Here is a 24,232-nt window from a genome sequence, read left to right as displayed (position 1 = left end):
GCCGCAGCGCGCGCTGGGCGGCGACAGAACTGGAGGAGAATACATGGCAAGGCCGGAAAAAGTGCGCCTGGGGGAAATCCTGGTGCAGCAAAAGCTGCTGTCCGAGGAACAGCTGGGGCTGGCCCTGGCCGAGCAAAAGCGCAGCGGGCGCAAGCTGGGCCGGCTATTCATCGAGAGCGGCTACGTGACCGAGGAGCAGATCGCCGGCGCGCTGGCCCGCCAGCTCGACATTCCCTACCTGAACCTGAAGTTCTATAACATCAACCCGGACGTGGTGCGGCTGCTGCCCGAAACCCAGGCCCGCCGCTTCCGCGCGCTGGCGCTCGAGGACCGCGGCGCCTCGCTGCTGGTGGGCATGTCGGACCCGACCGACCTGTTCGCCTACGACGAGATTTCCCGCATCCTCAAGAAGACCGTGCAGCTGGCCGTCGTCAACGAGACGGAAGTGCTGGGCGCCATCGACCGCATCTACCGCCGCACGGACGACATCACGGACCTGGCGCGCGAGCTGGAGCAGGACCTGGGCGACGTATCGGTGGACTTCGGTGCGCTGGCCGTCAACCCCAACCTGGAAGAAGCGCCCATCGTCAAGCTGCTGCAATCGGTGTTCGACGACGCGGCCCAGGTGGGCGCGTCCGACATCCACATCGAGCCGCAGGAAGGGCGCCTGCAGATCCGCTTCCGCATCGATGGCGTGCTGCATTTGCAGACCGAGGCCGACATCAAGATCGCGCCGGCGCTGGCGCTGCGCCTGAAACTGATGTCTGACCTGGACATTTCCGAGAAGCGGCTGCCGCAGGATGGCCGCTTCGCCGTGCGCGTCAAGCAGCAGCGCATCGACGTGCGTATCTCCACCATGCCCACGCAATATGGCGAATCGGTGGTGATGCGTCTGCTCAACCAGGCCGGCACCACCTTGCGGCTGGACGCGATCGGCATGCCCAAGCCCATCCTGGACAAATTCCGCGCCATCATCCAGCGCCCCAACGGCCTGGTGCTGGTGACGGGCCCCACCGGCAGCGGCAAGACCACGACGCTGTATTGCGCGCTGGCCGAACTCAATTCCGTGGAAAAGAAGCTGATCACGGTGGAAGACCCGATCGAATACCGGCTGCGCGGCATCAACCAGGTGCAGGTCAACGACAAGATTGACCTCGACTTCGCGCGCGTGCTGCGCTCGGCCTTGCGCCAGGACCCCGACATCGTGCTGGTGGGCGAGATGCGCGACCAGGAAACGGCCCAGATCGGCCTGCGGGCCGCGATGACGGGCCACCTGGTGCTGTCCACCTTGCACACCAATGATGCGCTGGGCACGCCGCTGCGCCTGATGGACATGGGCGTGCCGCGCTACATGGTGGGCAGTTCGCTGCAAGCCGTGCTGGCGCAGCGCCTGGTACGCGTGATCTGTGAAAGCTGTACCACGCCTTACCAGCCGAGCGCCACGGAGACGGAATGGCTGCGACTGGAACTGGGCGACCAGGCCGGCACCGGCCACTATTTCCACGGCAAGGGCTGCTCGCACTGCAACGGCATGGGCTACCGGGGGCGCACCGGGGTCTATGAATTGCTGGAAATGACCAGTGCCGTGGTCGACGCGGCCAACCACCACGACGCCAACGCTTTCCTGAAGGCGGCCGCCGCCCAGATGGCGGGCAACACCTTGCGCCGCCACGCCGTGCAGCTGGTGGTGCAGGGCCGCACGACGGTGGCCGAAGCCATGCGCATTAGCAACCAGTTCGAGGATTGACGTGCCGCTCTACGCTTACAAGGGCCGCAACGCACGCGGCGAACTGATGCAGGGAGTGCTGGAGGCGACCGACAGCGGCGCCGTGGCCGACCAGTTGTTCAATACCGGGGTGACGCCGATCGACATCAGCGTCACCAAGCGGGCCGCCACGGATGCCTCGAATGGGGACGCATGGTGGGTCAAGCTGACGGAAAAGAAGGTGACGGCGATGGACGTGCAGTTGTTCAGCCGCCAGCTGTACACCTTGCTCAAGGCCGGTGTGCCCATCATGCGCGGGCTGGCCGGCTTGCAGGAATCGGCCGTCAGCAAGGCGTTCGGGCGGGTCATCAAGGACATGCGCGAATCGCTCGATTCGGGCCGCGAGCTGTCGGCCGCCATGCGCCGCCACCCGACCGTGTTCACCCCGTTCTACCTGTCGATGGTGCGGGTGGGGGAGATGACGGGCCGGCTCGAGGAAGTGTTCCTGCGATTGTTTGATCACATGGAGTTCGACCGCGACATGCGCGAGCGGGTCAAGACGGCCATGCGCTATCCGACCTTCGTGGTGGTGGCGATGGTGGCGGCCATGGTGATCGTGAACATCTTCGTCATTCCCGCCTTCGTGAAGGTGTTCGAGTCCTTCCATGCCGAGTTGCCGCTGATGACGCGCATCCTGATCGGCAGTTCCAATTTCACCGTCCATTACTGGCCGCTGCTGGTGGCGATGGCGGTGGCGGCCGTGCTGGGCTTCCGGGCCTGGATCGCGACGGCCCAGGGGCGCTATCGCTGGGACAAGTTCAAGCTGAAAGTGCCGGTGGCCGGCAAGATCATCCTCAAGGGCACGATGGCCCGCTTCGCGCGCAGTTTCGCGCTGTCGGCCCGCAGCGGCGTGCCCATCGTGCAGGGCTTGACGGTGGTGGCGCAGACGGTCGACAACGCTTACCTGTCCGCGCGCGTGGAGCAGATGCGCGACGGTGTGGAGCGCGGCGACAGCATCCTGCGCACGGCGGCGGCGGCCGGCGTGTTCACGCCCGTAGTGCTGCAAATGATCGCGGTGGGCGAGGAGACGGGCGCGCTCGACGATCTCATGGACGAGATCGCCCAGATGTATGAGCGCGAAGTCGATTATGAATTGAAGACCCTGTCGGCCCAGATCGAACCGATATTGATCACCTTTCTCGGCGTGCTGGTGCTGGTGCTGGCGTTGGGCATCTTCCTGCCGATCTGGGACCTGGGCAAAGTGGCGTTGCACAAATGAAGAGGCGGCCGCCTGTGGGGCGCTTGCAACGGTGGCGCCAGCGCGGTGCGAGCCGCTTCGAGTTCGCCGTCGCCGTTGCCATCCTGGCCATCCTGGCCGGGGTGTTGCTGGAGCGGGTGGCGTTTTACCAGGAGCAGGCCGAGCTGGTGGCCGTGCAGGAAGTGGCGGCCAACATCCGCGCCGCGCTGGAAGTGAAGGCGACGCAGGCGCAATTGCCGGGGCGGGGCGTCGACCTCGGCGTGCTGGCGGCGCAGAATCCCATCGGGCTGCTGGACCGCAAACCGGCTAATTATCTGGGGGAATATTTCTCTCCTGATAATAATGAATTACCTGCCGGAAACTGGTACTTTGATCGGCATGACAAGACGTTGATCTATTTGTTAAATAACCGCGAAAGTTTTGGAAATGCTCCCGCGAAACTGTTGAAATTCAAGGTAAAATTGTTGCGCTTGCCCACAAAAGTCGCCAAGCCATCAGGAGCATCTGAAAACGCAGGTGTGACCTTTGAGCAAGTGAATGACTAGCGCCGCCCAACCAGATTGCTGCGCACCGTCCCTTGTGAATTTCTGATTTGTATGGCGATTTGGAGAAGTTAATGAACAAGCAAGCACCGCATAGCGTCCGTCCGTCCGCACAGGCTGGTTTCACCCTGATCGAGCTGATCGTCGTGATTGTCATCCTGGGTATTTTGGCGGCCACGGCCTTGCCCCGATTTGCGAGTCTTGGTGGCGACGCGCGTGTTGCTTCATTGCAGGCGGCGCGCGGCGCACTGAATACGACTGCGGCCATGGTGCATGGACAGGCATTACTCAATCCTTCCGCAACGCAGATCACCAACGACGGTATTTCCATTCCGCTGGTCGCGTCCTATCCGGGCGCGAGCACCGCGACGGCTAACGCGGCCGGACTCACAGAGAACGATTATCTGATCACGCCCAACAATACAAGCAGCGACGTACCAGCGACGACGACCACGCCGACCGTGCCAGCAAATGGCTTTGTCGTTGTCCCGAACAGTATCAAGGGCACGGCGACGGCGGTGACTTGCTACCTGTCGTACAAGGAAGCTGCTAACGCCAACACGCCGCCGGTCGTCACGCTAGTCACGTCGACTTGCCAATAAGTGCTAGCCAGGCGCTGGCCTTCGGCTGAGACTGAACACTATTCATATGAATTGGCACAACGGCGCGCGGTGCACTGCGCGCCGCGCAATGGCCGGTTTCACCATTGTCGAACTCGTCACCGTGATGGTGGTGATGGGCGTGCTGGCGGCCGTCGCCGTTGCCCGCTACTTCGACAACGCTCCGATCCAGGCGCGCGAGTACGCGGACCAGGCCAAGGCCGTCATCCGCTATGGCCAGAAGCTGGCCATCGCGCAAAACCGTCCCGTGTACGTGAGCGCCACCGGCAGCCGCTTCGCACTGTGCGTGCAAGCGGCTTGCGCGGCCAGCGATGCCGTCCCCGCGCCGGGCGGCAACAACAGCGGCAGTGCCTACACCAAGGCCCAGTGTCAGATTGGCGGCAGCTATGTCTCCACCTGGATGTGCGAAGGCAAACCGGACAGCCTCACCGTCAGCGCCAGCCGCACCACTGAAGTGGGGCCGGGCGGCATGTTCTTCTTCGATGCGATGGGTCGGCCCTACAACGCGGCCGATGCCGCCAATCCGCTGGGCACGGCATCCACCTTCACCACGCCGCTGACCATCACCGTCAGCGGCGGCGGCACCAGCGTCAACGTCATCGTGGAAGCGGAGACGGGCTATGTCCACTAACCAGCGCGGCCTGAGCCTGATCGAACTCGTCATGTTCATGGTGATCATGGGCGTGGCCGCCGTGACGGTGCTGCAATTGCTCAACATGTCCACCAAGGCCAGCGCCGAACCGGCCCGCCGCAAGCAGGCGCTGCTGCTGGCAGAAGCCTTGATGGAAGAAGTGCAGCAAGCCCGCTTCACCTTCTGCGACCCATCCGACGCTAACGCGGCCACCGCCACCAGCGCCGCCATCGGCGCGGCCGGCGACACCACCAAATGCAAGGCGACGGTGGAAGCGTTCGGCCCCGAGAATGGCGAAACCCGTCCCTACAATAACGTCAACGATTACGTGACGGCGTCCGGCACGGCCCAGCAATCCTTCCTCAGCGGCGGCCAGCTGGTGGACGCGGCCGGCCAGCCCATGGGCGGCGCGGCCACGCCGTTGACGGGCTTCACGGCCACCGTCGCGATCGAGCCGGCCACGCTGGGCCCGGCCGGCATGACGGTGGCGGGCGACACCTCGCCCGCCAACATGGAGGCGCTGCGCATCACGATCAACGTCGATTACGGCAGCGACAAAATCACGCTCGACGGTTACCGCACGCGCTACGCCCCAAGGACGACGGACTGATGATGGCCATCCGCATCCCATCCTCGCCCGCACGCGGCTTCACGCTGGTCGAAATGATCGTCGTGATGGTGATCACGAGCATCCTGGCCGGCGTCATGGTGCTGTTCATCCGCCGCCCCGTGCAGAATTACGTGGACGCTGCGGGCAGGGCTGAAATGAGCGACGTGGCCGACCTGGCGCTGCGCCGCATCACGCGCGAACTGCACAGCGCCTTGCCCAACAGCGTGCGCGTGCTGACGTCGGGCAGCGTGGTGCTGCTGGAATTCATTCCCACCAAGGCGGCCGGCACCTATCTGTCCGTGGACGACAACGCCGGTGGCCCGGCGCTGGACTTCCAGAATGCGGCCAACAAGTCCTTCACCGTGGTGGGCGACATGCCCGCCTTCCCGTACAACATCGTGGCCGGCGACTACATCGTGGTCTACAACCTGGGGCCGGATTACGTGACGGCGGATGCCTACGCGGGCGGCAACCGGGCGCAGGTGGCCAGCGCGCCGGTCGGCAATGTGGTGACGCTGGTCAGCAATCCGTTCGCGGTGCCCGTCAACGGCATTCCGAATACCTCGCCCACGCAGCGTTTCAGCGTGGCCACGCAGCCCGTCACGTTCCGCTGCGCGCCGGCGGCCACGGGTGGCATGGAATTGACGCGTTACTGGAACTATCAATTCAACACCAGCCAGGCCGATCCGTCGGCGATGTCCAACCCGCCGGGGCAAACCATCCAGCACGCCATCCTGGCCGGCAACGTCGCTGGCTGCAATTTTTCCTACACCCAGTTGCAGAACGTGCATAGCGGACTGGTGGGTATCACCTTGATCGTGGGCCGCGCCAACAGCACGGAAACGGTCACGCTGGCGCACCAGGCCGCCGTGGAGAACACGCCATGAACGCGCCGCATTTCCAGCGCATCCGGGCCATGCGGCGCGCGGCTGGCATCGGTATCGTCACCGCCATTTTCCTGCTGGTGGCGTTGGCCGGGCTCGGCGTGGCCATCGTCTCCGTCGTCACGTCGCAGCAGGCTGGCGCCACCCAGGACCAGCAGGGCGCACGCGCCTACCAGGCCGCACGGGCCGGGCTGGAGTGGGCGTTGTGGCGGGCCTTGCGCAGCGGCGCGGGCGCCGGACCATCGGCCAGCCTCGGCTGTCCCAAGGCTGCCGGGGCCGGCTACACGTTCGCCTTGCCGGCCAACACCACGCTGTCGGCCTTCAGCGTGACGATCACCTGCGGCGCCAACGCGGGCCTGGCCGGCGGTACGGAACACTTCTGGATCCGCGCCACGGCCTGCAACCAGCCGGGCGCCAGCGGCTGTCCCAACGCCAGCAAGGGGCCCGATTATGCGCAGCGCGTGGTGGAGGCGCAGCTTTGATGAGGACAGGCGTGAAAAAGCTGATGTTTTTGGGGGCGGAATGCAACAATCCCGCAAATTTTCCATGCGACTTGAATATAATCAAGCGCAGCGCAGCCTTCCGGGGCCTGCTTAGAGGCTGTTTCAAAATGCGTGCAGCGAGGCGCAGCGACGAAGACAGTGCGGCTCGCACGGCGAGGAGCCGCAACGAAGCTGCAGTCATTTTGAAGCGGCCTCTCAACAACTAGATTGCCGGCATGGGTTACTTTTCTAAAGCAAAAAAAAATGATGGCTGGCTGACGCTCTCTTTCCTCAGCGATGGCATCTGCGCCGGCAGCGTCAAGCGCGTGCGCGAAGGCAAGCCGACGGTGGAAGTGGCGACCTTTTTCCCGGTACAGCCTAGCCGCTCGGCCGAGGCGCTGGAACGGGTGGGCAAGGAATTGCACGCGGCGCGCATGCAGTGCGGCACCTTGCTGGCCGGTGGCGAATACCAGTTGCTGACGGTGGAGGCGCCCAATGTGCCGCCGGAGGAACTGAAGACGGCCGTGCGCTGGCGCCTCAAGGACATGCTGGACTTCCACATCGACGACGCCACCATCGACGTGTTCGATATTCCCGTCGATAGCACCGGCGGTTCGCGCAGCCATTCCATGTTCGCCGTGGCCGCGCGTAACAGCCTGATCCAGTCGTGCCAGGAACTGTTCAGCGAAGCGAAGATTCCGCTGACCGTGATCGACATTCCCGAAATGGCGCAGCGGAATATCTCGGCCTTGCTGGAGCCGCCGGGGCGCGGGCTGGCCATGCTGTCCTTCCATGACGATGGCGGCTTGCTGACCATTACGTTCAAGGGCGAACTGTACCTGGCACGCCGCATCGAGGTGACGCTGCCGCAGTTGCTGGAGCCGGACACGGACAAGCAGCACGCGTGCTTTGACAAGATCACGCTGGAGCTGCAGCGCTCGCTCGACCACTTTGACCGCCAGTTCAACTTCATCAGCGTGTCCAGGCTGCTGCTGGCGCCTACCGGCGTGGAAGGCTTGCACGAGCACCTGGCCAGCAATATGTACATGCCGGTCGAGGCCATGGAACTCGGTGACGTGTTCGACCTGGGCAAGCTGCCGGCATTGCAGGACGTGGCGCAGCAGCAGCGTTTCTTCCTCACGCTGGGCGCGGCGTTGCGGGTTGAGGAGGTGGCGCTGTGAGCCAGCAGATCAACCTGTTCAATCCCATCTTCCTGAAGCAGAAGAAGGTGTTCGGCGCCGTGCCCATGCTCGAATCGCTGGCCCTGATCCTGGTGGGCACGGTCGCGCTGACGTGGTATGGCTCGTACAAGGTCGGCCAACTCGAGCGCAGCGCGACCGCCGGCAAGGCCGTGCTGGCCGGGCGCGAGACGATGCTGAACAAAGCCGTGGCCCAGTTCGCGCCCCGTCCCAAGAGCCCCGTGATCGCTGCCAATATCGCGGAAGCGGAAGCGCGCCTGGCCTCGCTGCATGACGTGGAAAGCGTGCTGCGCAGCGGCGCGCTGGGGGACCGGGCCGGCTACGCCGAATATTTCCGCGCCTTCGCGCGCCAGAACGTCAACGGCTTGTGGTTGACGGGATTGACGATCGAAGGCGCGGGCAACGATATCGGCCTGCAAGGCAAGGCCATGCAGCCGACGCTGATCCCCGGTTACATCGCGCGGTTGACGACGGAGAAGGTGATGCATGGCCGTACCTTCGCCAGCTTGCAGATCGCGCGGCCCGATGGTGCGCCAGCGTCGGGCACGGCGCCGCAGGCTCCGGTGGCGAGTGCGGGGGCCGGCGCCGGGCAGGGCGCGGCCACGTCGCCCTACGTGGAATTCAGCCTGCAATCGGCGATGCCGGAGGCCGCCAAATGAAAGCACAGTGGATCAAGTTATGCACCCGCCTCGACGCCATGACCTTGCGCGAGCGGGGCATGGTGTTCGTCGCAGTCGCCGCCAGCATCGTGTTCCTCGCCTACACCATGGTGCTGGAACCGCTGCTGGCCAAGCAGAAAGTCTTGCTGGCGCAGATTAACCAGCAGCAGAACCAGATCGCCGGCATCGACCGCGAGATCGCACAGATGGCAGCCGCCTTCGTCGTTGATCCCGATGCGGAGGGCCGCGCGCGTTTGCAATCGCTGCAAAAGCAGATCGACGAGGGCAGCGCCGCGCTGCAGAACATGCAAAAGGGACTGGTGGCGCCGGAGAAGGTGGCGCCGCTGCTTGAACATATCCTGCGCGGCAATGGCAAGCTGCGTTTGCTGTCCATGAAGACCTTGCCGGTCAGCGGCTTGAGTGAAGCCAGGCTGGAGCCGGGCGCACCGGCCGTCGCCGCGCCGCAGCAACCCGCGGTGGCGGGCCCGTCCGGCGCGAATGCGGCGCCCGCCGCGCCGGCCGCCGGCATGGCGGCGGCCCCGCCCGCGAACGCCGTGGCAGCCGCGCCTGCTGCGCCGAAACCGAGGGAGTTGCTGTACCGGCACGGCGTGGAAATCGTGCTGCAAGGGAGCTACCTGGACATGATCCAGTACATGGATGCGCTGCAAGCATTGCCCAGCCAACTGTTCTGGGGCAAGGCGAAGCTGGACGCTGGCCAGTACCCGGCTTCGCGCCTGACGCTGACCCTGTACACCCTGAGCCTGGATACGAAATGGATGAAACTGTGAGCCGCCCATCGTTCGCGCGCCACCGGCTGCTGGCCCTGTTGCCAGCCGTGCTTTGGACCGCGTGCGCCTGGTCGCAGGGCTTGGCCGATCCCACCGTGCCGCCGCCGGAGGCCCGGCAGGTGTTGGGCGTGGCGGCGGCCCCGCCGGCGAGCAAGGGGCCGCAATTGCAATCGGTGCTGGTGGGCAGCAACGGCCGCCAGGTGGCCGTGATCGATGGCCAGACCGTGCGGCGCGGCGAGAAATTCAACGGCGCCCTGCTGGTCAAGGTGGACAAGAATCACGCGGTGCTGCGCCGTGGCGCGCGGACCCAGGTGCTGACCTTGTACCCGGACAGCGCCGAACGCGGTAGCGCGGCCGGCAAGCGGCAAATAACCAGACAGCCAGCGCAACGGCCAGCACATATTGACTGAGACTGACTATGCATAAATTACTGATCGTGCCAACCGTCGCGCTGGCCCTGGCCGGCTGTGCCACCCAGTCCACTCGCGACACCTACGACAAGATCGGCGCCACGCTGGCGTCCGCCGCCAAGCCTGCCGCACCGTCCCAGGACGATGCCGTGGCCAGCGCCTTGCTGCCGCCGGCCGCCCAACTGGCCGAGCAACTGCCCAAGGCACGCACCGTGCTGGAGGAACGCTTCAACGTCGCGTTCAACAATGTGCCGGTGCAGCAGTTCTTCAATTCGCTGGTGGCCGGCACGCGCTACAACATGCTGATCGACCCCAACGTGAGCGGCACCATCAGCGCCAACCTGAAGGACGTGACACTGTTCGAAGCGCTCGACGCGGTGCGCGAACTGTATGGCTACGACTACCGCGTGGAAGGCAGCCGCATCTACATCCGTCCGCTGACCATGCAGACCCGCATGTTCCGCGTCCAGTACCTGAACGCGACGCGCAAGGGCAGTTCCAGCCTGCGTGTGACGTCCACTTCCGTGGCCAACGCGGGCACCAGCAACAGCGGCGGGCAGAACAACCTGGGCAACCAGAACAACCAGAACCTCAACAACGCGCCCACCGACCCGGCCAATCCAACGGCCGGCAATCAACGCCAGCGTGATGCGAGCAACGTCAGCACTTCCTCGAACAGTGATTTCTGGGGCGAATTGAAGGATGCGCTGGAAGCCATCGTCCCGGTCGGCAAGGATGGCCGCAAGGTCGTGATCAGCCCGCAATCGGGCGTGCTGCTGATCAAGGCCATGCCCGATGAATTGCGTAGCGTCGATCAATACTTGAAGGCGACCCAGCTTTCCGTCGACCGCCAGGTGATCCTGGAGGCGAAGATCCTGGAAGTGGAACTGAACAGCGGCTACCAGACCGGCATCAACTGGGCCGGTTTTGCCAACTTCCGCGATGGACATGGCAACAACAAGATTTCGGGCGGCTTTCTCACGCCGGGCACGTCGCTCAATCCGCTCAACTCGCCGCAAACGGCCATCGCCAGCACGGGCAAGGGCGGCATTACGGCCACCACGGGCGTCTCGCTGGGCAGCGCGGCCGACGCGGCCGGTTCGCTGTTCGGGCTGGCGTTCCAGACCAGTAACTTCGCGGCCCTGATCTCGTTCCTGGAATCGCAGGGCACGGTGCATGTGCTGTCGAGCCCGCGCATTGCCACGCTGAACAACCAGAAAGCCGTGCTGAAGATCGGCACCGATGAATTCTTCGTCACCGGCGTGAGCACCACCACGACCACCAACGGCACCGGCAGCGGCGTGGTGTCGCCCAGCGTGACGCTGCAGCCGTTCTTCTCCGGCGTGGTGCTGGACGTGACGCCGCAGATCGACGACCATGGCAACGTGACGCTGCACGTGCACCCGTCGGTGAGCCAGGTGTCGACCGTGAACAAGGGCATCAACCTCGGCACGGCGGGTAATTTGAGCCTGCCGCTGGCCGCCTCGTCCACGTCCGAGATGGACAGCATGGTGCGTGGCCAGGACGGACGCGTGGTCGCGATCGGCGGCCTGATGCGCCAGGCCACGACCATGGACCGTTCGCAAGTGCCCGGCGTGGGCAATGTACCCGTGCTCGGTGCGCTGTTCCGCAACACCAGCGACGTGATGCAAAAGCGCGAGCTGGTGGTGCTGATCAAGCCCACCATCGTGGCCGAGGGCAGCGACTGGAACGAGGACTTGCTGGAGACGGGCCGTCGCATCAAGGATCTGGACCCGCGCGGCCTGAAGGAGCGCAACTGATGATGTATCTGCAGCACTTTGGCCTGAAGGAGGCGCCGTTCGGCATCACGCCCGACACCAGCTTCTTCTTCACCAGCCCCCATTCGCAGGAGGCGCTCAACACCTTGCTGGTGGCGGCCCGCAGCGGCGAGGGCTTCATCAAGATCACGGGCGAGGTCGGCACGGGCAAGACGCTGTTGTGCCGCAAGTTCATCACCACGCTGGGCGACGATTTCGTCACGGCCTACATTCCCAATCCCTATCTCGAGCCGCGTTCGCTGATGCTGGCGCTGGCCGATGAACTGTCGCTCACGCTGGCGCGCGACGTGGACCAGCACCAGTTGCTCAAGGCGATCACCTCGCGCCTGATGGAGCTGGCGGCCCAGGACAAGCGCGTGCTGCTGTGCCTGGACGAGGCCCAGGCGATACCGCTGGAAAGCCTGGAAGCCTTGCGCCTGCTGACCAACCTGGAAACGGAAAAACGCAAGCTGCTGCAGATCGTGCTGTTCGGCCAGCCGGAACTGAACGTGCATTTGCAGGGCGATTCGATCCGCCAGCTGGCCCAGCGCATCACCTTCCACTACCACCTGGGGCCGCTCACGCGCGACGACATGGAATACTACCTGGCCCACCGGCTGCGGGTGGCGGGCTTTACGGGCAGCCGCCTGTTCAGCCGTGGCGCCATCGGCGTGCTGTACCGTGCCAGCGGCGGCATTCCTCGGCTGATCAACATCATGGCCCATAAGTCGCTGATGCTCGCTTATGGCCAGGGCAAGCAGCAGGTGGCCAAGGGCCACGTGAAGCTGGCGGCCGGCGATACCATCGGCGTGCGCCGTTCGCGCTGGCCGTGGCTGGCCGCGCTGGGCGCCGGCGCGCTGGTGGCCGCGTGCGGATTGACGTGGGCGTTGACCAAATGAGCCTGATTAACAAAATGCTGCAAGACCTCGATGCGCGCGGCGGCAAGCCCGGCGCTGCGCTTGGACAGCAGGAACTGCGTCCCGTGGCCATGCCGCGCAAGCGGTTGCTGCCCGTGTTGCTTGGCGTGGGCGCCGTGGCCGTGGTGGCGATGGGGGCGGGCAGCTGGTATGGCTGGCACTATTTCACCAGCCACACGGTCAAGCCGCGTCCGGCGCCGGTGATGGTGGTGGTGCCGCAGGCGCCGGCGTCCGTGCCGGCGCCGGCGGCCGCCGCTGCTGCGCTGCCATCGGCAACCAATGCCGGCGACGGTGCCGCCAGTAGGGCAGCTGTGCCACCTGCGGCCGCTGGGGCGCGTGATGCCGCTGCGGTCGCGGCCGCGCGATCGCCCGCCGACGGTTCTGCTGCGGGCGGCACGGCCGACCGCGCAGAGCACGCTGGTGGCGACCCGGCTGGACCAGTCCTGACCGATGACATGGACAGCGCGCCCGCGCCGCACGCGCGCAAGCGCAAGCACGACGTCCGCGAGGCCAAGGCACGCGCCCAAGCGGACCGTGGCAATGAAGGGCTGGTCAGCCGCCATCGCGAGCAGGCCAGGCTTCAGGCCAAACCGGCGAACAGGGAGGCGGGCGCCGCGTCCGCCGGCGGCGTTAGCCGCGACCTCGGCCCGGCGCAGCTGGCTGAAAACCGTTACCGCCGGGCGTTGCAGGATCTGCAGGAAGGTCGCAATGTCGAAGCGCTGGTGGAGCTGCAACATGCCGTCGAACTCGCCCCGCGTCACGAGGCGGCCCGGCAGACGCTGGTGACGCTGCTGATCGAGAACCACCGGACGGACGAGGCCATCGTGCAGTTGCAGCAGGCGCTGGCACTGGATGCCCGTCAGCCCGACATGGCCATGTTGCTGTCCCGTTTGCAGCTGGAAAGCGGCGGCCCGGCGCTGGACACGTTGCTGCGCACGCTGCCTTACGCGGGCGACAACGCGGAATACCAAGGCTTCGTGGCGGGCGTGCTGCAACGGGCGCAGCGCCACGGCGAAGCCGTCGAGCACTACCAAGCCGCGTTGAAGCTGGCGCCGCAAAAAGGCGTGTGGTGGATGGGGCTGGGAATTTCGCTGCAGGCCGGGAAGCGCCTGCCCGAAGCGCGGGCCGCCTACACCCGCGCCAGGGCCGCGAGCGGCATGACGCCCGAATTGCAGGCGTTCCTCGACCGCAAGCTGGAGGCGCTGGGCCGCTGAGGGGGCCAGATGGCGTCATGCCGGCGCCGTCCGGTTGCTGTCGCTACGGGATTGGCTCAGCGTGGCGTGCGTAGGAATTGGCTGGTCTTACATGTGGCGCTGAGGCAGCCAGGCGGTTTGCCTGGGGTGGTTGCTCTATTTGGCAAGTACCGTTATGTTTTCCGCGCGATGATGCGGCGGATCGTTTTTCCGGACGAAGTACTTGCCACTTGCTCATCAAGAATAATCACGGCGTCGGACAAGGCGTGGCGAACCAATAACGGGTCAAATGCGCCATATAGCCGTCCGTATTCATCGCGCCGATCGTTCCCCTCGGTCACGCGCCAGCTCAGATACAAGGTACCGCCGGGTTTGATGATGGCCAGGAGCTTGCGTACCGAAGGCGCGATGAGTTCAGCTCCCAAGTGCATCACGACAGTTTCGCAGAGCACGTTGACGAAGCTGCCGTCTGCCACCCCTGCGAGCTCTGGCAGTGCCGCAGCCTGAAAGCTGACCTTGGGATGGCGCAACCGTGCCTCTGTCAGCAAACCCTGTGACGGTTCGAAGCCTATGGCCGGGAATCCATTCGAGGACAGCCAGGCAGTATCGCGCCCACTGCCGCAACCGACATCGGCCGTGCATCCAGGACGGAAGTATTTGCATATCAGAGCGTGCAAGTCCGACGCCGGCGGCTGTTCCTCCCAGTCGTCCGCAAACGCGGTGGCATGATGGTCGTAGGCGCTGAGGGTTCGAATATCCATAAGGAAAAACGACGCAGTAGAGCAGGCGACCAAGGATAGCAGTTCGTTAAACAGCAAAGATCACAGAATTTCACAAACAGCAGGGCTTTTCTGCGGCACAGTTTGATCTCGACCGATGGCGGGTCGTCAGGGATATATGCAGGCTGTGACAAAGCGTGAATTTTTCCCAATTGCAAAACTGCTATGCTGCCGACGGCTGCGTTCGGCCAAAAGCGGAAGTTTCGAAAGGAATCATTAGACTATGATATTTGTGGTCGAGACCGAGGAACGCACATTGATTGCTTTCCACACTGAGGCCGAAGCAATCGCCAATTGTGAAGGATTGGATGTGGAAGCTGCTATTTGGCTGTTCTGGAGTGATCGCGGTGAGCCGCTAAAACCTGAATTCTCAGTGCCAAACAGGCGTGGGATGTTCGTTGTAGAGAACGGAATTTATTCATTAGTCCCGGCGACTCCGGACCATCATGCGAATTTAGATGAGGCGCTAGACGAGATTTTGAATTTTGAAAGCCCGCCGCCGTTTAATTCCGCTGAGGCAGTTCGAACCTATTTGCAAAATCAAGGCCGTGTTTAATTGATTGCGCCCCAAAACACCCAACCATTTAATCAACTCGGCCTCGCTAAAGCGCCCCGGCTGTTCGTCACGCTCAACGGCCGCTAAATAGAATCGCAACGGTCCGCAATGGGGCGGTAACGGAAGTAAGTCCCAGTCACTTGTTTTTCAGGCCAAGTTTCGGCTTCCGTGTCTTAAGGTCGCAGCTGACGATCTCGGATTGCATACGCCCACCGGTTAATCAAAAACTGAAACCCTCCGGCAAGCGTTCCCCGTTACGCCTGTTTGTTCAGGCGGCGGATCTCCTCGACTTGGAGTCGGACCAGGGCGGCTTCGAGCGGCACCTCAGACCCACGTCTGGGTGATCGTTTCCCATGGCAGTCGTTTGGCGGGCGGTAAAAGCTACAGGCTGGCCTGCGCGCCCCAGATCTGCTTCATGCTGAAGCGCACGGCCGCTTCGTCCTCGCTGAGCACGGCCGCGATGCCGCACTGGGCGTCCTGCGTGCTGCGCGGCGTTGCCGGCGCGAGCACGATGCCGGCCCCGTCGCGCAGGCTGGAGATGCCCAAGGTGCCATCGCCGCCGCGTTGCCGCACCACGCCAATCTCACCGTTTTGCAAGCGCACCAGGCAGCCGGGCGGGTAGCTGCCCAGCTCACGCGCAAAGTGGGCTGCAAGTTCCTTGTCGACGGGAATGGTGGGATCGCCGAGCACGGCGCGCAGCGCCTGGTCGGGCAGCATGGAGCGGCGGTAGTTGCGGGCCGACACCTGGGCGCAGTAGCGGTCGGCCAGGCTGATCAGCTTGGCGTTCTGCGTCACGGCGGGGCGGACCAGGCCGGCCGGATAGCCGCTGCCGTCGTCGTTCTCGTGGTGCAGCAGCACGCAGGAAATCCATTCCTCGTCCTTCACGCCGGCGCACTTGAGCAGGTCGGCGCTGTCTTCGGGGTGGCGGTGCACGATGGCCATTTCTTCGCGCGTGAGCGGCAGGCGCTTGTTCTGGAAGGTGTCATGGTGGCGCAGCATGCCCACGTTCATGGTCAGCGCGGCGGCCGTCACAGTCAGGATTTCCGCCGGCGGCTTGCCCATGCCGCGCGCGATGACCACCACCACCACGGCCGTCTCGATGCAGTGGCGCACGGCGTAGGTGCCGGCGATCTGGGCCAGGAAAATGCAGGCCAGGGCGATGTCGGCGTTCAGTTCCACGGCGGCGATCACGTCGCGCGCGATATCGCGCAGTTCCGCCTCCGCGTTGTGCTCGTTGCGCAGGTCGCGCAGCATGCGCTCGAGCCGGCGGTTGCACCGGTTGAGCTGGTGCAGCACGGACGGCGGCGGTTCCTCCTCGGCGAACAGGCCAGCGTCGATCAGCGTCTGCAGCTGTTGGTTGTCATCGGCGATCTGGCCCTTGTGCAGCAGCGGGCGGCCGCCCGAGTCGGCGCCGAACAAATCCCACCGCAGCGGTTCGCCCAACACCAGATCCTTGAGGGTAATGCGACGTTGCACCATGATCTTTCCCGTCCTGCTGGCCTGCCTGAGCCCGCATGAAGGGCCGGCTGGCTGATGTTATATGCTGGTCAATCGCTGCAAGGCGAGTGCCAGTGTCTCCTCTTTCTTGGCGAAGCAGAAGCGGACGATGCCCGACTCCTGGCTACGCTGGTAAAACGCCGAGACCGGAATCGCGGCCACTTTGATTTCGCTCGTCAGCCACTCCGCGAACTGCGCCTCCGGCAGCGACGAGATGCGGTCGTAACGGACGCACTGGAAATAGGTGCCGTCAGCCGGCAGCAGCTCGAAGCGGCTGCCCTGCAAGCCGTCGCGGAACAGGTCGCGCTTGCGCTGGTAGAACGCGGGCAATTGCTGGTAGGGCGCCGGATCGGCCATGTAGCCGGCCAGGCCGTGCTGCATGGGGGTGTTAACGCTGAACACGTTGTATTGGTGGACCTTGCGGAACTCGGCGCTCAGCGCGGCCGGCGCGGCCACATAGCCCACTTTCCAGCCCGTCACGTGGTAAGTCTTGCCGAAGCTGGAGACGACGAAGCTGCGCGCCGCCAGTTCCGGATAGCGGCACATCGATTCGTGGCGCTGGCCGTCGTAGACCATGTGTTCATACACTTCGTCCGACAGGATCAGCATGTGGGTGCCGCGCACGATGTCGGCCAGCGCGTGCAGGTCGGCCGCGCGCAACACGCTGCCGGTGGGGTTGTGCGGGGTGTTGACGATGATGAGCCGGGTGCGCGGCGTGACGGCGGCCGCCACCTGGTCCCACGGCACGCGGTAGCCGTCGGCGTCGACCGTCATCTGCACCGGCACGGGCACGCCGCCGGCCAGCGCGATGGCGGGCAGGTAGCTGTCGTAGGCCGGTTCGATCACGATCACTTCGTCGCACGGATGGACGCAGCACAGGATGGCCGTCGTCAGCGCCTCGGTGGCGCCGGCCGTGACGGTGATTTCCGTGTTGGCGTCGTACTGGTGGCCGTAGATGGCGGCGATCTTGGCGACGATGGCGGCGCGCAATGCCGGCACGCCCGTCATCATCGGATATTGGTTGTGGCCGCTCCGCATGGCTTCCGTGACCAGGTCCACCAGCGCCGGTTCGCAGGCGAAGTCGGGGAAGCCCTGGCCCAGGTTGACCGCGCCGGACTCGGCCGCCAGTTGCGACATGCGGGTAAACACTGTCGTGCCCACGCGGGGCAAGCGGCTGGTCAGGGCGGGTGTAACGGGCGGATGCTGCGGCTGGTTCATGACGGATTGCAATTGATGGGCCAGTGCTTATTCTAGCGCAGCGCATTGGGGCGCGTGTTGCCAAAAAGGTGGCCTGGCGAGCCTTGGCAAACCGGCGCGATCAGCTTTCCAGCGACCAGGCTTCCGGCACCATCACGCGGAACATGCCGGCCTTGGTGAGGCGGCGCGCCAGCTTGAGCAGGGCCTTGTCCTTGGTGATGAGGATATCGGCCTGGGCGTCGCGCGCCAGTTCCAGGAACTTCTGGTCGTCGCGGTCGCTGCACACGGGTAAGCGCACGCCGGACACGGGCGGCGCCACCACCTTGATCAGCGCGTCAAAGCGCGCTGCGCTCACGGGGCGGCTCGTTTCGTCGAGCGGCAGGTGGGGGTAGTGCAGCACGACGCGGTATTCGGCGCGGCAATCCTCGCGCGTGATCGCTTCCACGGCGCCGCTCTCGATGGCGGCCAGCAGGGCCGACCAGCGCGGGTCGTTGAAGACGAACAGGTCGAGGCAGACATTGGTGTCTAGCACGATGCGTTTCGGTGGAACAGGTATCATGTCGGCAATTCTGTAAATGTGTTGTTCTGGATTCTTATGCTGATAGTGCTTTCGCCCGCCAAAAGTCTCGACCTGGAGACGCCACCCACCACCCAATTGCAAACCACCCCAGACTTTCTCGATCACTCCGCCCAGCTGATTGATCGCCTGCGCGAATTTTCGCCGGCCGAAGTGGGCAGCCTGATGGATATTTCCGATGCGCTGTCGCACCTGAACGTGACCCGCTACGCCTCGTGGTCGCCGGACCCGGCGCAAGGCCGGCAAGCCGTGATGGCCTTTAATGGCGACGTCTACGCCGGCTTGCAGGCGCGCACGCTGACGGCGGGCCAGCTCGATTACGCGCAATCGCGCATCCGCATCCTGTCCGGCCTGTACGGCGTGCTCCGTCCGCTGGACATGATCCACCCGCACCGGCTGGAAATGGGCACACGCCTGGTCAACGCGCGCGGCAAGGACTTGTATGCATTCTGGGGCGACACCATTACCCAGGCGCTGAACCGCACGGCCGAGGAAAAGGGCGCGCAGACGCTGGTCAACCTGGCGTCCGAAGAATATTTCAAGTCCGTCAAGCCGCGCCAGCTGGCGATGCCGGTCGTCACGCCCCAGTTCGAGGACTGGAAGAACGGCAAATACAAGATCATCTCGTTCTACGCCAAGCGGGCGCGCGGGCTGATGGCCCGTTACGCGGCCGTCAACGGCATCACCGATCCCGAGCGCCTGAAGGATTTCACGGCCGATGGCTACGCCTTCAACGCCGAGGACTCCAACGCCAAGACCTGGATCTTCCGCCGCCGCGTTGCCGCCTAAACAAATCGGGGACGTAACACCATTTTCCAACGCAGAAAAACCGTGTTACGTCCCCGATTTTGGCTGCTGGAAAAATCGGGGTACGTCCCCGATTTTGCTTACCAGATCTTCCACCAGTGGCGCTCGGCCTTCACGCCTTCGTCCAGAAAGGCGGTCTTGGGGAAGTTGAGCTTGAGCACGCGCAGCGTGTCGTCGCGCAGCACGGTCATGCCCATCTTGTCGTAGCCACGGTACATGATGTACAGCGCTTCCTCGATGGCCGGCGAGTCGCGGTAGTCATTGACGGCGCCCATGGCGCGGTTGATGGCCGCCAGGTAGGCGCCCCGGCGGTAGTAGTAACGCGCCACGTGCACTTCATACGAGGCCATGGCGTTGATCAGGTACTTCATGCGCTCGATGGCGTCGGGCGTGTACTTGCTGTTGGGGAACTTGTCGACCAGGGCCTTGAAGGCCGTGAACGCTTCGCGCGTCGCTTTCGGGTCGCGCTCGGTCGGGTCCTGTTCGTAGATGAAGTTCAGGAAGCCGATCTGGTCGTTGAAATTGATCAGGCCGCGCAGGTAGTACATGTAGTCGACGTTGGCGTGGTTCGGGTGCAGCTTGATGAAGCGCTCCACGGCCGCCAGCGCCTGGGCCTGGTCCTGCGACTTGTAGTAGGCGTAGGCAATTTCCATCTGCGCCTGTTGCGCGTAGGTGCCGAACGGGTAGCTCGATTCCAGCTTCTCGAACAATTGAACCGCACGTTCGTAATGTTGACCCTCGAGTTCTTCCATCGCCTCCGAGTATAATTTCGAAGCGCTCCAGCCTTTCGTCTCATCGACTTTCTCGGGCAGGAGACCGCAACCGGACAAACCAAGCAGAACGACAGTTGCTGCGACTACCGATAATTTTTTTTGCATAAAGTTGTGCAAGAAGCTGTTTAACCAAAGTTTTACAATGGGCTGATTATAGCCGATGGGAATGCTGTGATATTAACTCCAAAGCCGAATCCGGCCGATTCTACCTCCGAACCGGAATTTGACCATGATTTCGAAGGCGAGCTGCTGGCCGATGACGGCGACGACGGCCTGGCGCCGATCGAACTGCAACTGACGTCCGAGGTGTGCGGCCAGCGCCTCGACAAGGTCATTTCCCACCTGGTGCCGCAATTCTCGCGCGGCCGCCTGCAAATGTGGATCACGGACGGCTTCGTCAGCGTGGACGGCAAGCCGGCCCGCAGCACCAAGGACACCGTGTATGGCGACGAGCACATCGTCATCCTGCCGCAGCCGGCGCCCGAGGACGTGGCGTTCAAGCCCGAGCCGGTGCCGCTGAATATCGTCTACGAGGACGAGCACCTGATCGTCATCAACAAGCCGGCCGGCCTGGTCGTGCATCCGGGCGCGGGCAACTGGTCGGGCACCTTGCTCAATGGCTTGCTGCACCACTGCCCGCAACTGGCGGGCGTGCCGCGCGCCGGCATCGTGCACCGGCTGGACAAGGATACCAGCGGCTTGATGGTGGTCGGCAAGACGCTGCCGGTCCAGACCGACCTGGTGCGCCAGCTGGCCGCCCGTACCGTCAAGCGCGAGTATTACGCGCTGGTGTGGGGCACGCCGCGCCAGAGCGGCACCATCGACGCCGCCATGGGCCGCCACCCGAAGGACCGCATCAAGATGGCCGTCTCCACCAGCATGGGTTCCAAGCCCGCCATCACGCACTACGAAGTGCTGGCCTCGGGCGAGCTGGACCGCCGTCCCGTGAGCCTGGTGCAGTGCCGCCTGGAGACGGGCCGCACCCACCAGATCCGCGTGCACATGATGTCGATCGGCTTTTCGCTGGTCGGCGACGTCACCTACGGCAAGCAGCACCTGGCCAACATCTTCCCGCGCCAGGCGCTGCAGGCGCGCCGCCTGGGCCTGGTGCATCCGGCCACGGGCGAGCAGTGCGAGTGGACCGTGCCGCTGGCCGACGACTTCGCTGAACTGATCGCCAAGGCCGGCATCGCCGAGCCGGGGCAGGACTGATGCCGGGGCAGCCATCCTGGCTGATCCCCCACTGGCCGGACTTGCCGGCCGGCGTGGGAGCGCTGTCCACCACCCGCCAGGGCGGGGTGAGTCCCGCGCCGTACGATGACGGGGCGGGCGGCGGCGGCCTCAATCTCGGTGTCCATGTCAACGATGCGCGTGCCAACGTGCTGGAAAACCGCGCCCGGCTGCGCGCCGTGCTGCCGGCCGAACCGGCCTGGCTGACGCAGGTCCATGGCACGGTGGTGGCCGACGCGGCGGCCGTGTCGGCGGCCCAGGCGGCCGGCGCGGACAGCTACGCCGGCGCGTTCGAGGCCGACGCCAGCATGGCCACCACGCACGGCGCCGTCTGTGTCGTGATGACGGCCGACTGCCTGCCCGTGCTGTTCTGCGACCGCGCCGGCACCGTGGTGGCGGCGGCCCACGCGGGCTGGCGCGGACTGGCAGGTGGTGTGCTGGGCCGCACGGTGGCGGCCATGCGCGCTGCCGGCGCAGGCGAGATCCTGGCCTGGCTGGGCCCGGCGATCGGCCCTACGCAGTTTGAAGTGGGCGCCGATGTGCTGGCAGCCTTCATGGCCGGCGCCGCCGATGCGCAAGGCCGGCAACAGGTGCAATCGGCATTTGTCGCCAGGCCCGGCCACCCCGGCAAATACCTGGCCGACATCTATGCGCTGGCGCGCCACATGCTGCGCGCCGACGGCGTGGAACGCGTGGCCGGTGGCGAGGATTGCACGGTCACGGACGCCCGCCGCTTTTATTCCTACCGGCGCGACGGCATAACAGGCCGGCAAGCCAGCCTGGTGTGGCTCAAATGATGGCGACGGCGGCCGCTTCAGTCGCCGGCGGGCCGATCCCCGCCGGCCTCGCGCGCCGCCATACGTGCCGCATGGGCGGCCTGTTCCTGCGCCACGCGGCGCGCCTTGCGCTTGCGCGCGCCGGCCAGATAGAACAATATGCCCAGTGGCACCACGCAGTAGAACAAAAACGTTACAATTCCAGCAACAACCGTGGGTTCCGTCAGGGCCATCAGCCCGACGACGTAGATCCATGCGATAGCGACAATCAGCATAAGCAGTCTTGGTAAGAAAATTTAACTATTTTTAGGGAATCACACATGAATTTGCCCGATCCTCAAGTCATTGCCAACGCATGGATGTCGCACCTGCGCGACCCCGGTCAATGGCAATCCTGGTTCAAAATGGTGCCGGAGGCGGAAGCCAACCCGGTCGCCGCACTGCTCAAGGAAGTGGGCGCTGCCATCGAACCTGAAACCATCGAGCAACTCAAAAACGATTACATGGCCAATGTGGGCCAGCTGTGGCAGCAGTTCATGGCCGGCAAACCACCTGCCATGGCCGACCGCCGCTTCACCACGCCGGCCTGGCAGGGTAACGCGCTGTCCTCGTTCAGTGCAGCATCATACCTGCTCAACGCCCGTTTCCTCACGGCCCTGGCCGACGCGGTGGACGCGGCGCCCCAGCAAAAGCAGCGCATCCAGTTCGCCGTGCAGCAGATCGTGGACGCCATGTCGCCCGCCAACTTCCTGGCCACCAACCCCGAAGCGCAGCAGAAACTGATCGAAACCAAGGGCGAGAGCCTGACGCGCGGCCTGGCCAATATGCTGGCCGACATGAACAAGGGCCATATCTCGCTGTCGGACGAAACGGCGTTCGAAGTGGGCCGCAACCTGGCCACGACGCCGGGCCAGGTGGTGTACGAGAACCCGCTGTTCCAGCTGATCCAGTACACGCCGGCCACGGCCACCGTGCACCAGCGCCCGCTGCTGATGGTGCCGCCGTGCATCAACAAATACTACATCCTGGACTTGCAGCCGGAAAATTCGCTGGTCAGGTACGCGGTGGAGCAGGGCAATACCGTGTTCCTCGTCTCCTGGAGTAATCCGGACGCGTCGCTCGACAAGACCACCTGGGACCAGTACGTGGACCAGGGTGTGATCGAGGCCATCCACGTGGTGCAGGAGATCACGGGCCAGGACCAGCTGAACATGCTGGGCTTTTGCGTGGGCGGCACCATCATCTCCACGGCGCTGGCCGTGCTGGCCGGCCGTGGCGAACAGCCGGCCGCCAGCCTGACCTTGCTGACCACCTTCCTCGACTTCAGCGACACGGGTGTGATCAGTGTGTTCGTCGATGAGAGCCAGGTGGCCATGCGCGAAAACATGCTGAGCAAGGGTGGCCTGATGAAGGGCAGCGACCTGGCCAGCACCTTCTCCAGCCTGCGTCCGAACGACTTGGTGTGGAACTACGTGCAATCCAACTACCTGAAGGGCAATGAACCGCCGCCGTTCGACCTGCTGTACTGGAACTCGGACAGCACCAACCTGCCAGGCCCCATGTTCTGCTGGTATCTGCGCAATACCTACCTCGAAAACAGCCTCAAGGAACCGGGCAAGCTGGCCGTGGCCGGCCAGCAGGTGGACCTGGGCAAGATCGATGCGCCCACCTTCATCTATGCTTCGCGCGAAGACCACATCGTGCCGTGGACCTCGGCCTACGGTTCGCTGGGCATCCTCAACCCCGGCAAGGCCAAGGCCAACCGTTTCATCCTCGGTGCGTCGGGCCACATCGCCGGCGTCATCAATCCGGCTTCCAAGGGCAAGCGCAGCTACTGGGTCAATGACACGCCCGGCAAAGGCGGCAAGAACGCCAAGCCCATGTCGGCCGACGACTGGTTCGCCGGCGCCACCGAGCACAAGGGCAGCTGGTGGCCGCAGTGGGCCGAATTCCTGGCCGAGCATGGCGGCAAGGACGTGAAGGCGCCGGCCAAGCACGGCAACGCGAAATACCAGCCGATCGAAGCGGCGCCCGGCCGCTACGTGAAGGTCAAGGCGGGCTAAGCACCGGCAGGCCGCGTGGGGCCGCGCTTAGAGGCCGTTTCAAGAAGCCCGTGGCGTCGTTGTGACGCCTCGCCGTGCAGGCGCACTGTCTTCGGCGCCACGCCTCGCCACGGTCATTTTGAACCAGCCTCTTGGAATGCGTGCGTCGTGTCAATTGGTTGCCTGCAATTCCCGTTGCGTTGCAATAAAGGCTCAAAAGTTATAAGTGGACGTGCATATACCAGTTTTTCCACTCTATAATAGGCAAAGTAGGCGGGTGGGAAAGCGGACCGAAGTTCGCTTTTTTTGCGAATTGTTAAAG

26 protein-coding genes are annotated in these 24,232 nt (G+C 64.3%); 20 read left to right on the top strand and 6 right to left on the bottom strand.

Features of this window, described 5'->3' with window-relative positions; translation table 11 throughout:
* Positions 1–43 precede the first annotated feature (43 nt).
* The 15 genes from H3H36_RS15270 to H3H36_RS15200 all read left to right on the top strand — a co-directional run bounded on the left by H3H36_RS15270 (position 44) and on the right by H3H36_RS15200 (position 13,697).
* Positions 44–1,747 carry a GspE/PulE family protein gene (locus H3H36_RS15270; protein ID WP_182218946.1) on the top strand — a complete coding sequence of 568 codons (1,704 nt, stop codon included), beginning with the start codon at positions 44–46 and terminating at the stop codon, positions 1,745–1,747.
* A gap of 1 nt (position 1,748) precedes the next feature.
* Entirely contained in the window at positions 1,749–2,984 is a 1,236-nt protein-coding gene (locus H3H36_RS15265; RefSeq protein WP_182218945.1) for a type II secretion system F family protein, read from the top strand.
* A gap of 14 nt (positions 2,985–2,998) precedes the next feature.
* Positions 2,999–3,508 carry a type II secretion system protein gene (locus tag H3H36_RS15260; protein WP_182218944.1) on the top strand — a complete coding sequence of 170 codons (510 nt, stop codon included), beginning with the start codon at positions 2,999–3,001 and terminating at the stop codon, positions 3,506–3,508.
* A 71-nt stretch (positions 3,509–3,579) separates the two neighbouring features.
* Complete coding sequence (locus tag H3H36_RS27560) at positions 3,580–4,107, top strand: type II secretion system protein (protein ID WP_182218943.1); 528 nt, start codon at positions 3,580–3,582, stop codon at positions 4,105–4,107.
* A gap of 88 nt (positions 4,108–4,195) precedes the next feature.
* On the top strand, positions 4,196–4,756 hold the full coding sequence (locus tag H3H36_RS15250) for a pilus assembly FimT family protein (RefSeq protein WP_182218942.1): 561 nt from the start codon (positions 4,196–4,198) through the stop codon (positions 4,754–4,756).
* Positions 4,746–5,366, top strand: a complete 621-nt coding sequence (locus tag H3H36_RS15245; RefSeq protein WP_182218941.1) for a prepilin-type N-terminal cleavage/methylation domain-containing protein — start codon at positions 4,746–4,748, stop codon at positions 5,364–5,366. The genes H3H36_RS15250 and H3H36_RS15245 overlap by 11 nt, the downstream gene beginning before the upstream one ends.
* Positions 5,366–6,253, top strand: a complete 888-nt coding sequence (locus tag H3H36_RS15240) for a type II secretion system protein (protein WP_182218940.1) — start codon at positions 5,366–5,368, stop codon at positions 6,251–6,253. The genes H3H36_RS15245 and H3H36_RS15240 overlap by 1 nt, the downstream gene beginning before the upstream one ends.
* The gene (locus tag H3H36_RS15235) at positions 6,250–6,732 is read left to right on the top strand and encodes a pilus assembly PilX family protein (RefSeq protein ID WP_182218939.1); all 483 of its coding nucleotides are present in this window, start codon (positions 6,250–6,252) and stop codon (positions 6,730–6,732) included. Before H3H36_RS15240 ends, H3H36_RS15235 begins: the two co-directional genes overlap by 4 nt.
* Positions 6,733–6,968: 236 nt before the next feature.
* Positions 6,969–7,913: an agglutinin biogenesis protein MshI gene (locus tag H3H36_RS15230; RefSeq protein ID WP_182218938.1), complete on the top strand. Its 945-nt coding sequence runs from the start codon at positions 6,969–6,971 to the stop codon at positions 7,911–7,913.
* The gene (locus tag H3H36_RS15225) at positions 7,910–8,590 is read left to right on the top strand and encodes a hypothetical protein (protein WP_182218937.1); all 681 of its coding nucleotides are present in this window, start codon (positions 7,910–7,912) and stop codon (positions 8,588–8,590) included. The genes H3H36_RS15230 and H3H36_RS15225 overlap by 4 nt, the downstream gene beginning before the upstream one ends.
* Positions 8,587–9,378 (top strand): type II secretion system protein GspM, encoded by a 792-nt coding sequence (locus tag H3H36_RS15220; protein WP_182218936.1) that lies wholly within the window; start codon positions 8,587–8,589, stop codon positions 9,376–9,378. Before H3H36_RS15225 ends, H3H36_RS15220 begins: the two co-directional genes overlap by 4 nt.
* Entirely contained in the window at positions 9,363–9,788 is a 426-nt protein-coding gene (locus tag H3H36_RS15215; RefSeq protein ID WP_182218935.1) for an MSHA biogenesis protein MshK, read from the top strand. Before H3H36_RS15220 ends, H3H36_RS15215 begins: the two co-directional genes overlap by 16 nt.
* A gap of 8 nt (positions 9,789–9,796) precedes the next feature.
* Positions 9,797–11,569: a pilus (MSHA type) biogenesis protein MshL gene (gene mshL, locus H3H36_RS15210; protein WP_182218934.1), complete on the top strand. Its 1,773-nt coding sequence runs from the start codon at positions 9,797–9,799 to the stop codon at positions 11,567–11,569.
* Between the two features lie 2 nt (positions 11,570–11,571).
* The gene (locus H3H36_RS15205; protein ID WP_182219005.1) at positions 11,572–12,465 is read left to right on the top strand and encodes an ExeA family protein; all 894 of its coding nucleotides are present in this window, start codon (positions 11,572–11,574) and stop codon (positions 12,463–12,465) included.
* Positions 12,462–13,697: a tetratricopeptide repeat protein gene (locus tag H3H36_RS15200; RefSeq protein WP_182218933.1), complete on the top strand. Its 1,236-nt coding sequence runs from the start codon at positions 12,462–12,464 to the stop codon at positions 13,695–13,697. Before H3H36_RS15205 ends, H3H36_RS15200 begins: the two co-directional genes overlap by 4 nt.
* A gap of 152 nt (positions 13,698–13,849) precedes the next feature.
* On the opposite strand, the gene H3H36_RS15195 is transcribed toward H3H36_RS15200, so the two are convergent.
* A complete protein-coding gene (locus H3H36_RS15195) occupies positions 13,850–14,437 on the bottom strand; it encodes a class I SAM-dependent methyltransferase (RefSeq protein WP_182219004.1) in 588 nt (195 codons plus the stop codon).
* 241 nt (positions 14,438–14,678) lie between these two features.
* On the opposite strand from H3H36_RS15195, the gene H3H36_RS15190 reads away from it, so the two are divergent.
* Positions 14,679–15,011, top strand: a complete 333-nt coding sequence (locus H3H36_RS15190; protein WP_182218932.1) for a hypothetical protein — start codon at positions 14,679–14,681, stop codon at positions 15,009–15,011.
* Positions 15,012–15,392: 381 nt separating this feature from the next.
* On the opposite strand, the gene H3H36_RS15185 is transcribed toward H3H36_RS15190, so the two are convergent.
* The 3 genes from H3H36_RS15185 to H3H36_RS15175 form a co-directional block, all read right to left on the bottom strand.
* Positions 15,393–16,490: an HD-GYP domain-containing protein gene (locus H3H36_RS15185; RefSeq protein ID WP_182218931.1), complete on the bottom strand. Its 1,098-nt coding sequence runs from the start codon at positions 16,488–16,490 to the stop codon at positions 15,393–15,395.
* A gap of 57 nt (positions 16,491–16,547) precedes the next feature.
* Positions 16,548–17,726, bottom strand: coding sequence for a pyridoxal phosphate-dependent aminotransferase (locus tag H3H36_RS15180; protein ID WP_182218930.1), 1,179 nt, complete (start codon positions 17,724–17,726; stop codon positions 16,548–16,550).
* Between the two features lie 100 nt (positions 17,727–17,826).
* Positions 17,827–18,264: a putative toxin-antitoxin system toxin component, PIN family gene (locus H3H36_RS15175; protein ID WP_182218929.1), complete on the bottom strand. Its 438-nt coding sequence runs from the start codon at positions 18,262–18,264 to the stop codon at positions 17,827–17,829.
* Between the two features lie 36 nt (positions 18,265–18,300).
* Here H3H36_RS15175 and yaaA point away from each other — a divergent pair, with 36 nt between their 5' ends.
* On the top strand, positions 18,301–19,071 hold the full coding sequence (gene yaaA, locus H3H36_RS15170; protein ID WP_182218928.1) for a peroxide stress protein YaaA: 771 nt from the start codon (positions 18,301–18,303) through the stop codon (positions 19,069–19,071).
* 98 nt (positions 19,072–19,169) lie between these two features.
* On the opposite strand, the gene H3H36_RS15165 is transcribed toward yaaA, so the two are convergent.
* Positions 19,170–19,967, bottom strand: a complete 798-nt coding sequence (locus H3H36_RS15165) for an outer membrane protein assembly factor BamD (RefSeq protein WP_182218927.1) — start codon at positions 19,965–19,967, stop codon at positions 19,170–19,172.
* A 66-nt stretch (positions 19,968–20,033) separates the two neighbouring features.
* Here H3H36_RS15165 and H3H36_RS15160 point away from each other — a divergent pair, with 66 nt between their 5' ends.
* The gene (locus H3H36_RS15160; protein ID WP_182218926.1) at positions 20,034–21,074 is read left to right on the top strand and encodes an RluA family pseudouridine synthase; all 1,041 of its coding nucleotides are present in this window, start codon (positions 20,034–20,036) and stop codon (positions 21,072–21,074) included.
* Positions 21,074–21,889 (top strand): peptidoglycan editing factor PgeF, encoded by an 816-nt coding sequence (pgeF, locus tag H3H36_RS15155; protein ID WP_182218925.1) that lies wholly within the window; start codon positions 21,074–21,076, stop codon positions 21,887–21,889. Before H3H36_RS15160 ends, pgeF begins: the two co-directional genes overlap by 1 nt.
* Before the next feature lie 17 nt (positions 21,890–21,906).
* Here the strand turns inward: pgeF and H3H36_RS15150 are convergent, their stop codons facing one another.
* Positions 21,907–22,143: a hypothetical protein gene (locus H3H36_RS15150; RefSeq protein WP_182218924.1), complete on the bottom strand. Its 237-nt coding sequence runs from the start codon at positions 22,141–22,143 to the stop codon at positions 21,907–21,909.
* A gap of 45 nt (positions 22,144–22,188) precedes the next feature.
* Between H3H36_RS15150 and phaC the strand changes: the two genes are divergently transcribed.
* Positions 22,189–23,931, top strand: a complete 1,743-nt coding sequence (phaC, locus tag H3H36_RS15145; RefSeq protein ID WP_182218923.1) for a class I poly(R)-hydroxyalkanoic acid synthase — start codon at positions 22,189–22,191, stop codon at positions 23,929–23,931.
* Positions 23,932–24,232 lie beyond the last annotated feature (301 nt).

Source organism: Rugamonas fusca (assembly GCF_014042365.1).
GTDB lineage: Bacteria > Pseudomonadota > Gammaproteobacteria > Burkholderiales > Burkholderiaceae_D > Rugamonas > Rugamonas fusca.
Note: the sequence above shows the minus strand (reverse complement) of the source record. Positions and strands in the feature narration are given on the sequence as shown.

Coding starts and splice junctions, on each gene's coding strand:
- H3H36_RS15270 (WP_182218946.1), top strand. CDS start 44: ATGGCAAGGCCGGAAAAAGTGCGCCTGGGGGAAATCCTGGTGCAGCAA.
- H3H36_RS27560 (WP_182218943.1), top strand. CDS start 3,580: ATGAACAAGCAAGCACCGCATAGCGTCCGTCCGTCCGCACAGGCTGGT.
- H3H36_RS15250 (WP_182218942.1), top strand. CDS start 4,196: ATGGCCGGTTTCACCATTGTCGAACTCGTCACCGTGATGGTGGTGATG.
- H3H36_RS15245 (WP_182218941.1), top strand. CDS start 4,746: ATGTCCACTAACCAGCGCGGCCTGAGCCTGATCGAACTCGTCATGTTC.
- H3H36_RS15240 (WP_182218940.1), top strand. CDS start 5,366: ATGATGGCCATCCGCATCCCATCCTCGCCCGCACGCGGCTTCACGCTG.
- H3H36_RS15235 (WP_182218939.1), top strand. CDS start 6,250: ATGAACGCGCCGCATTTCCAGCGCATCCGGGCCATGCGGCGCGCGGCT.
- H3H36_RS15230 (WP_182218938.1), top strand. CDS start 6,969: ATGGGTTACTTTTCTAAAGCAAAAAAAAATGATGGCTGGCTGACGCTC.
- H3H36_RS15220 (WP_182218936.1), top strand. CDS start 8,587: ATGAAAGCACAGTGGATCAAGTTATGCACCCGCCTCGACGCCATGACC.
- H3H36_RS15215 (WP_182218935.1), top strand. CDS start 9,363: ATGGATGAAACTGTGAGCCGCCCATCGTTCGCGCGCCACCGGCTGCTG.
- mshL (WP_182218934.1), top strand. CDS start 9,797: ATGCATAAATTACTGATCGTGCCAACCGTCGCGCTGGCCCTGGCCGGC.
- H3H36_RS15205 (WP_182219005.1), top strand. CDS start 11,572: ATGTATCTGCAGCACTTTGGCCTGAAGGAGGCGCCGTTCGGCATCACG.
- H3H36_RS15200 (WP_182218933.1), top strand. CDS start 12,462: ATGAGCCTGATTAACAAAATGCTGCAAGACCTCGATGCGCGCGGCGGC.
- H3H36_RS15195 (WP_182219004.1), bottom strand. CDS start 14,437: ATGGATATTCGAACCCTCAGCGCCTACGACCATCATGCCACCGCGTTT.
- H3H36_RS15190 (WP_182218932.1), top strand. CDS start 14,679: ATGATATTTGTGGTCGAGACCGAGGAACGCACATTGATTGCTTTCCAC.
- H3H36_RS15185 (WP_182218931.1), bottom strand. CDS start 16,490: ATGGTGCAACGTCGCATTACCCTCAAGGATCTGGTGTTGGGCGAACCG.
- H3H36_RS15180 (WP_182218930.1), bottom strand. CDS start 17,726: ATGAACCAGCCGCAGCATCCGCCCGTTACACCCGCCCTGACCAGCCGC.
- H3H36_RS15175 (WP_182218929.1), bottom strand. CDS start 18,264: ATGATACCTGTTCCACCGAAACGCATCGTGCTAGACACCAATGTCTGC.
- yaaA (WP_182218928.1), top strand. CDS start 18,301: ATGCTGATAGTGCTTTCGCCCGCCAAAAGTCTCGACCTGGAGACGCCA.
- H3H36_RS15165 (WP_182218927.1), bottom strand. CDS start 19,967: ATGCAAAAAAAATTATCGGTAGTCGCAGCAACTGTCGTTCTGCTTGGT.
- pgeF (WP_182218925.1), top strand. CDS start 21,074: ATGCCGGGGCAGCCATCCTGGCTGATCCCCCACTGGCCGGACTTGCCG.
- H3H36_RS15150 (WP_182218924.1), bottom strand. CDS start 22,143: ATGCTGATTGTCGCTATCGCATGGATCTACGTCGTCGGGCTGATGGCC.
- phaC (WP_182218923.1), top strand. CDS start 22,189: ATGAATTTGCCCGATCCTCAAGTCATTGCCAACGCATGGATGTCGCAC.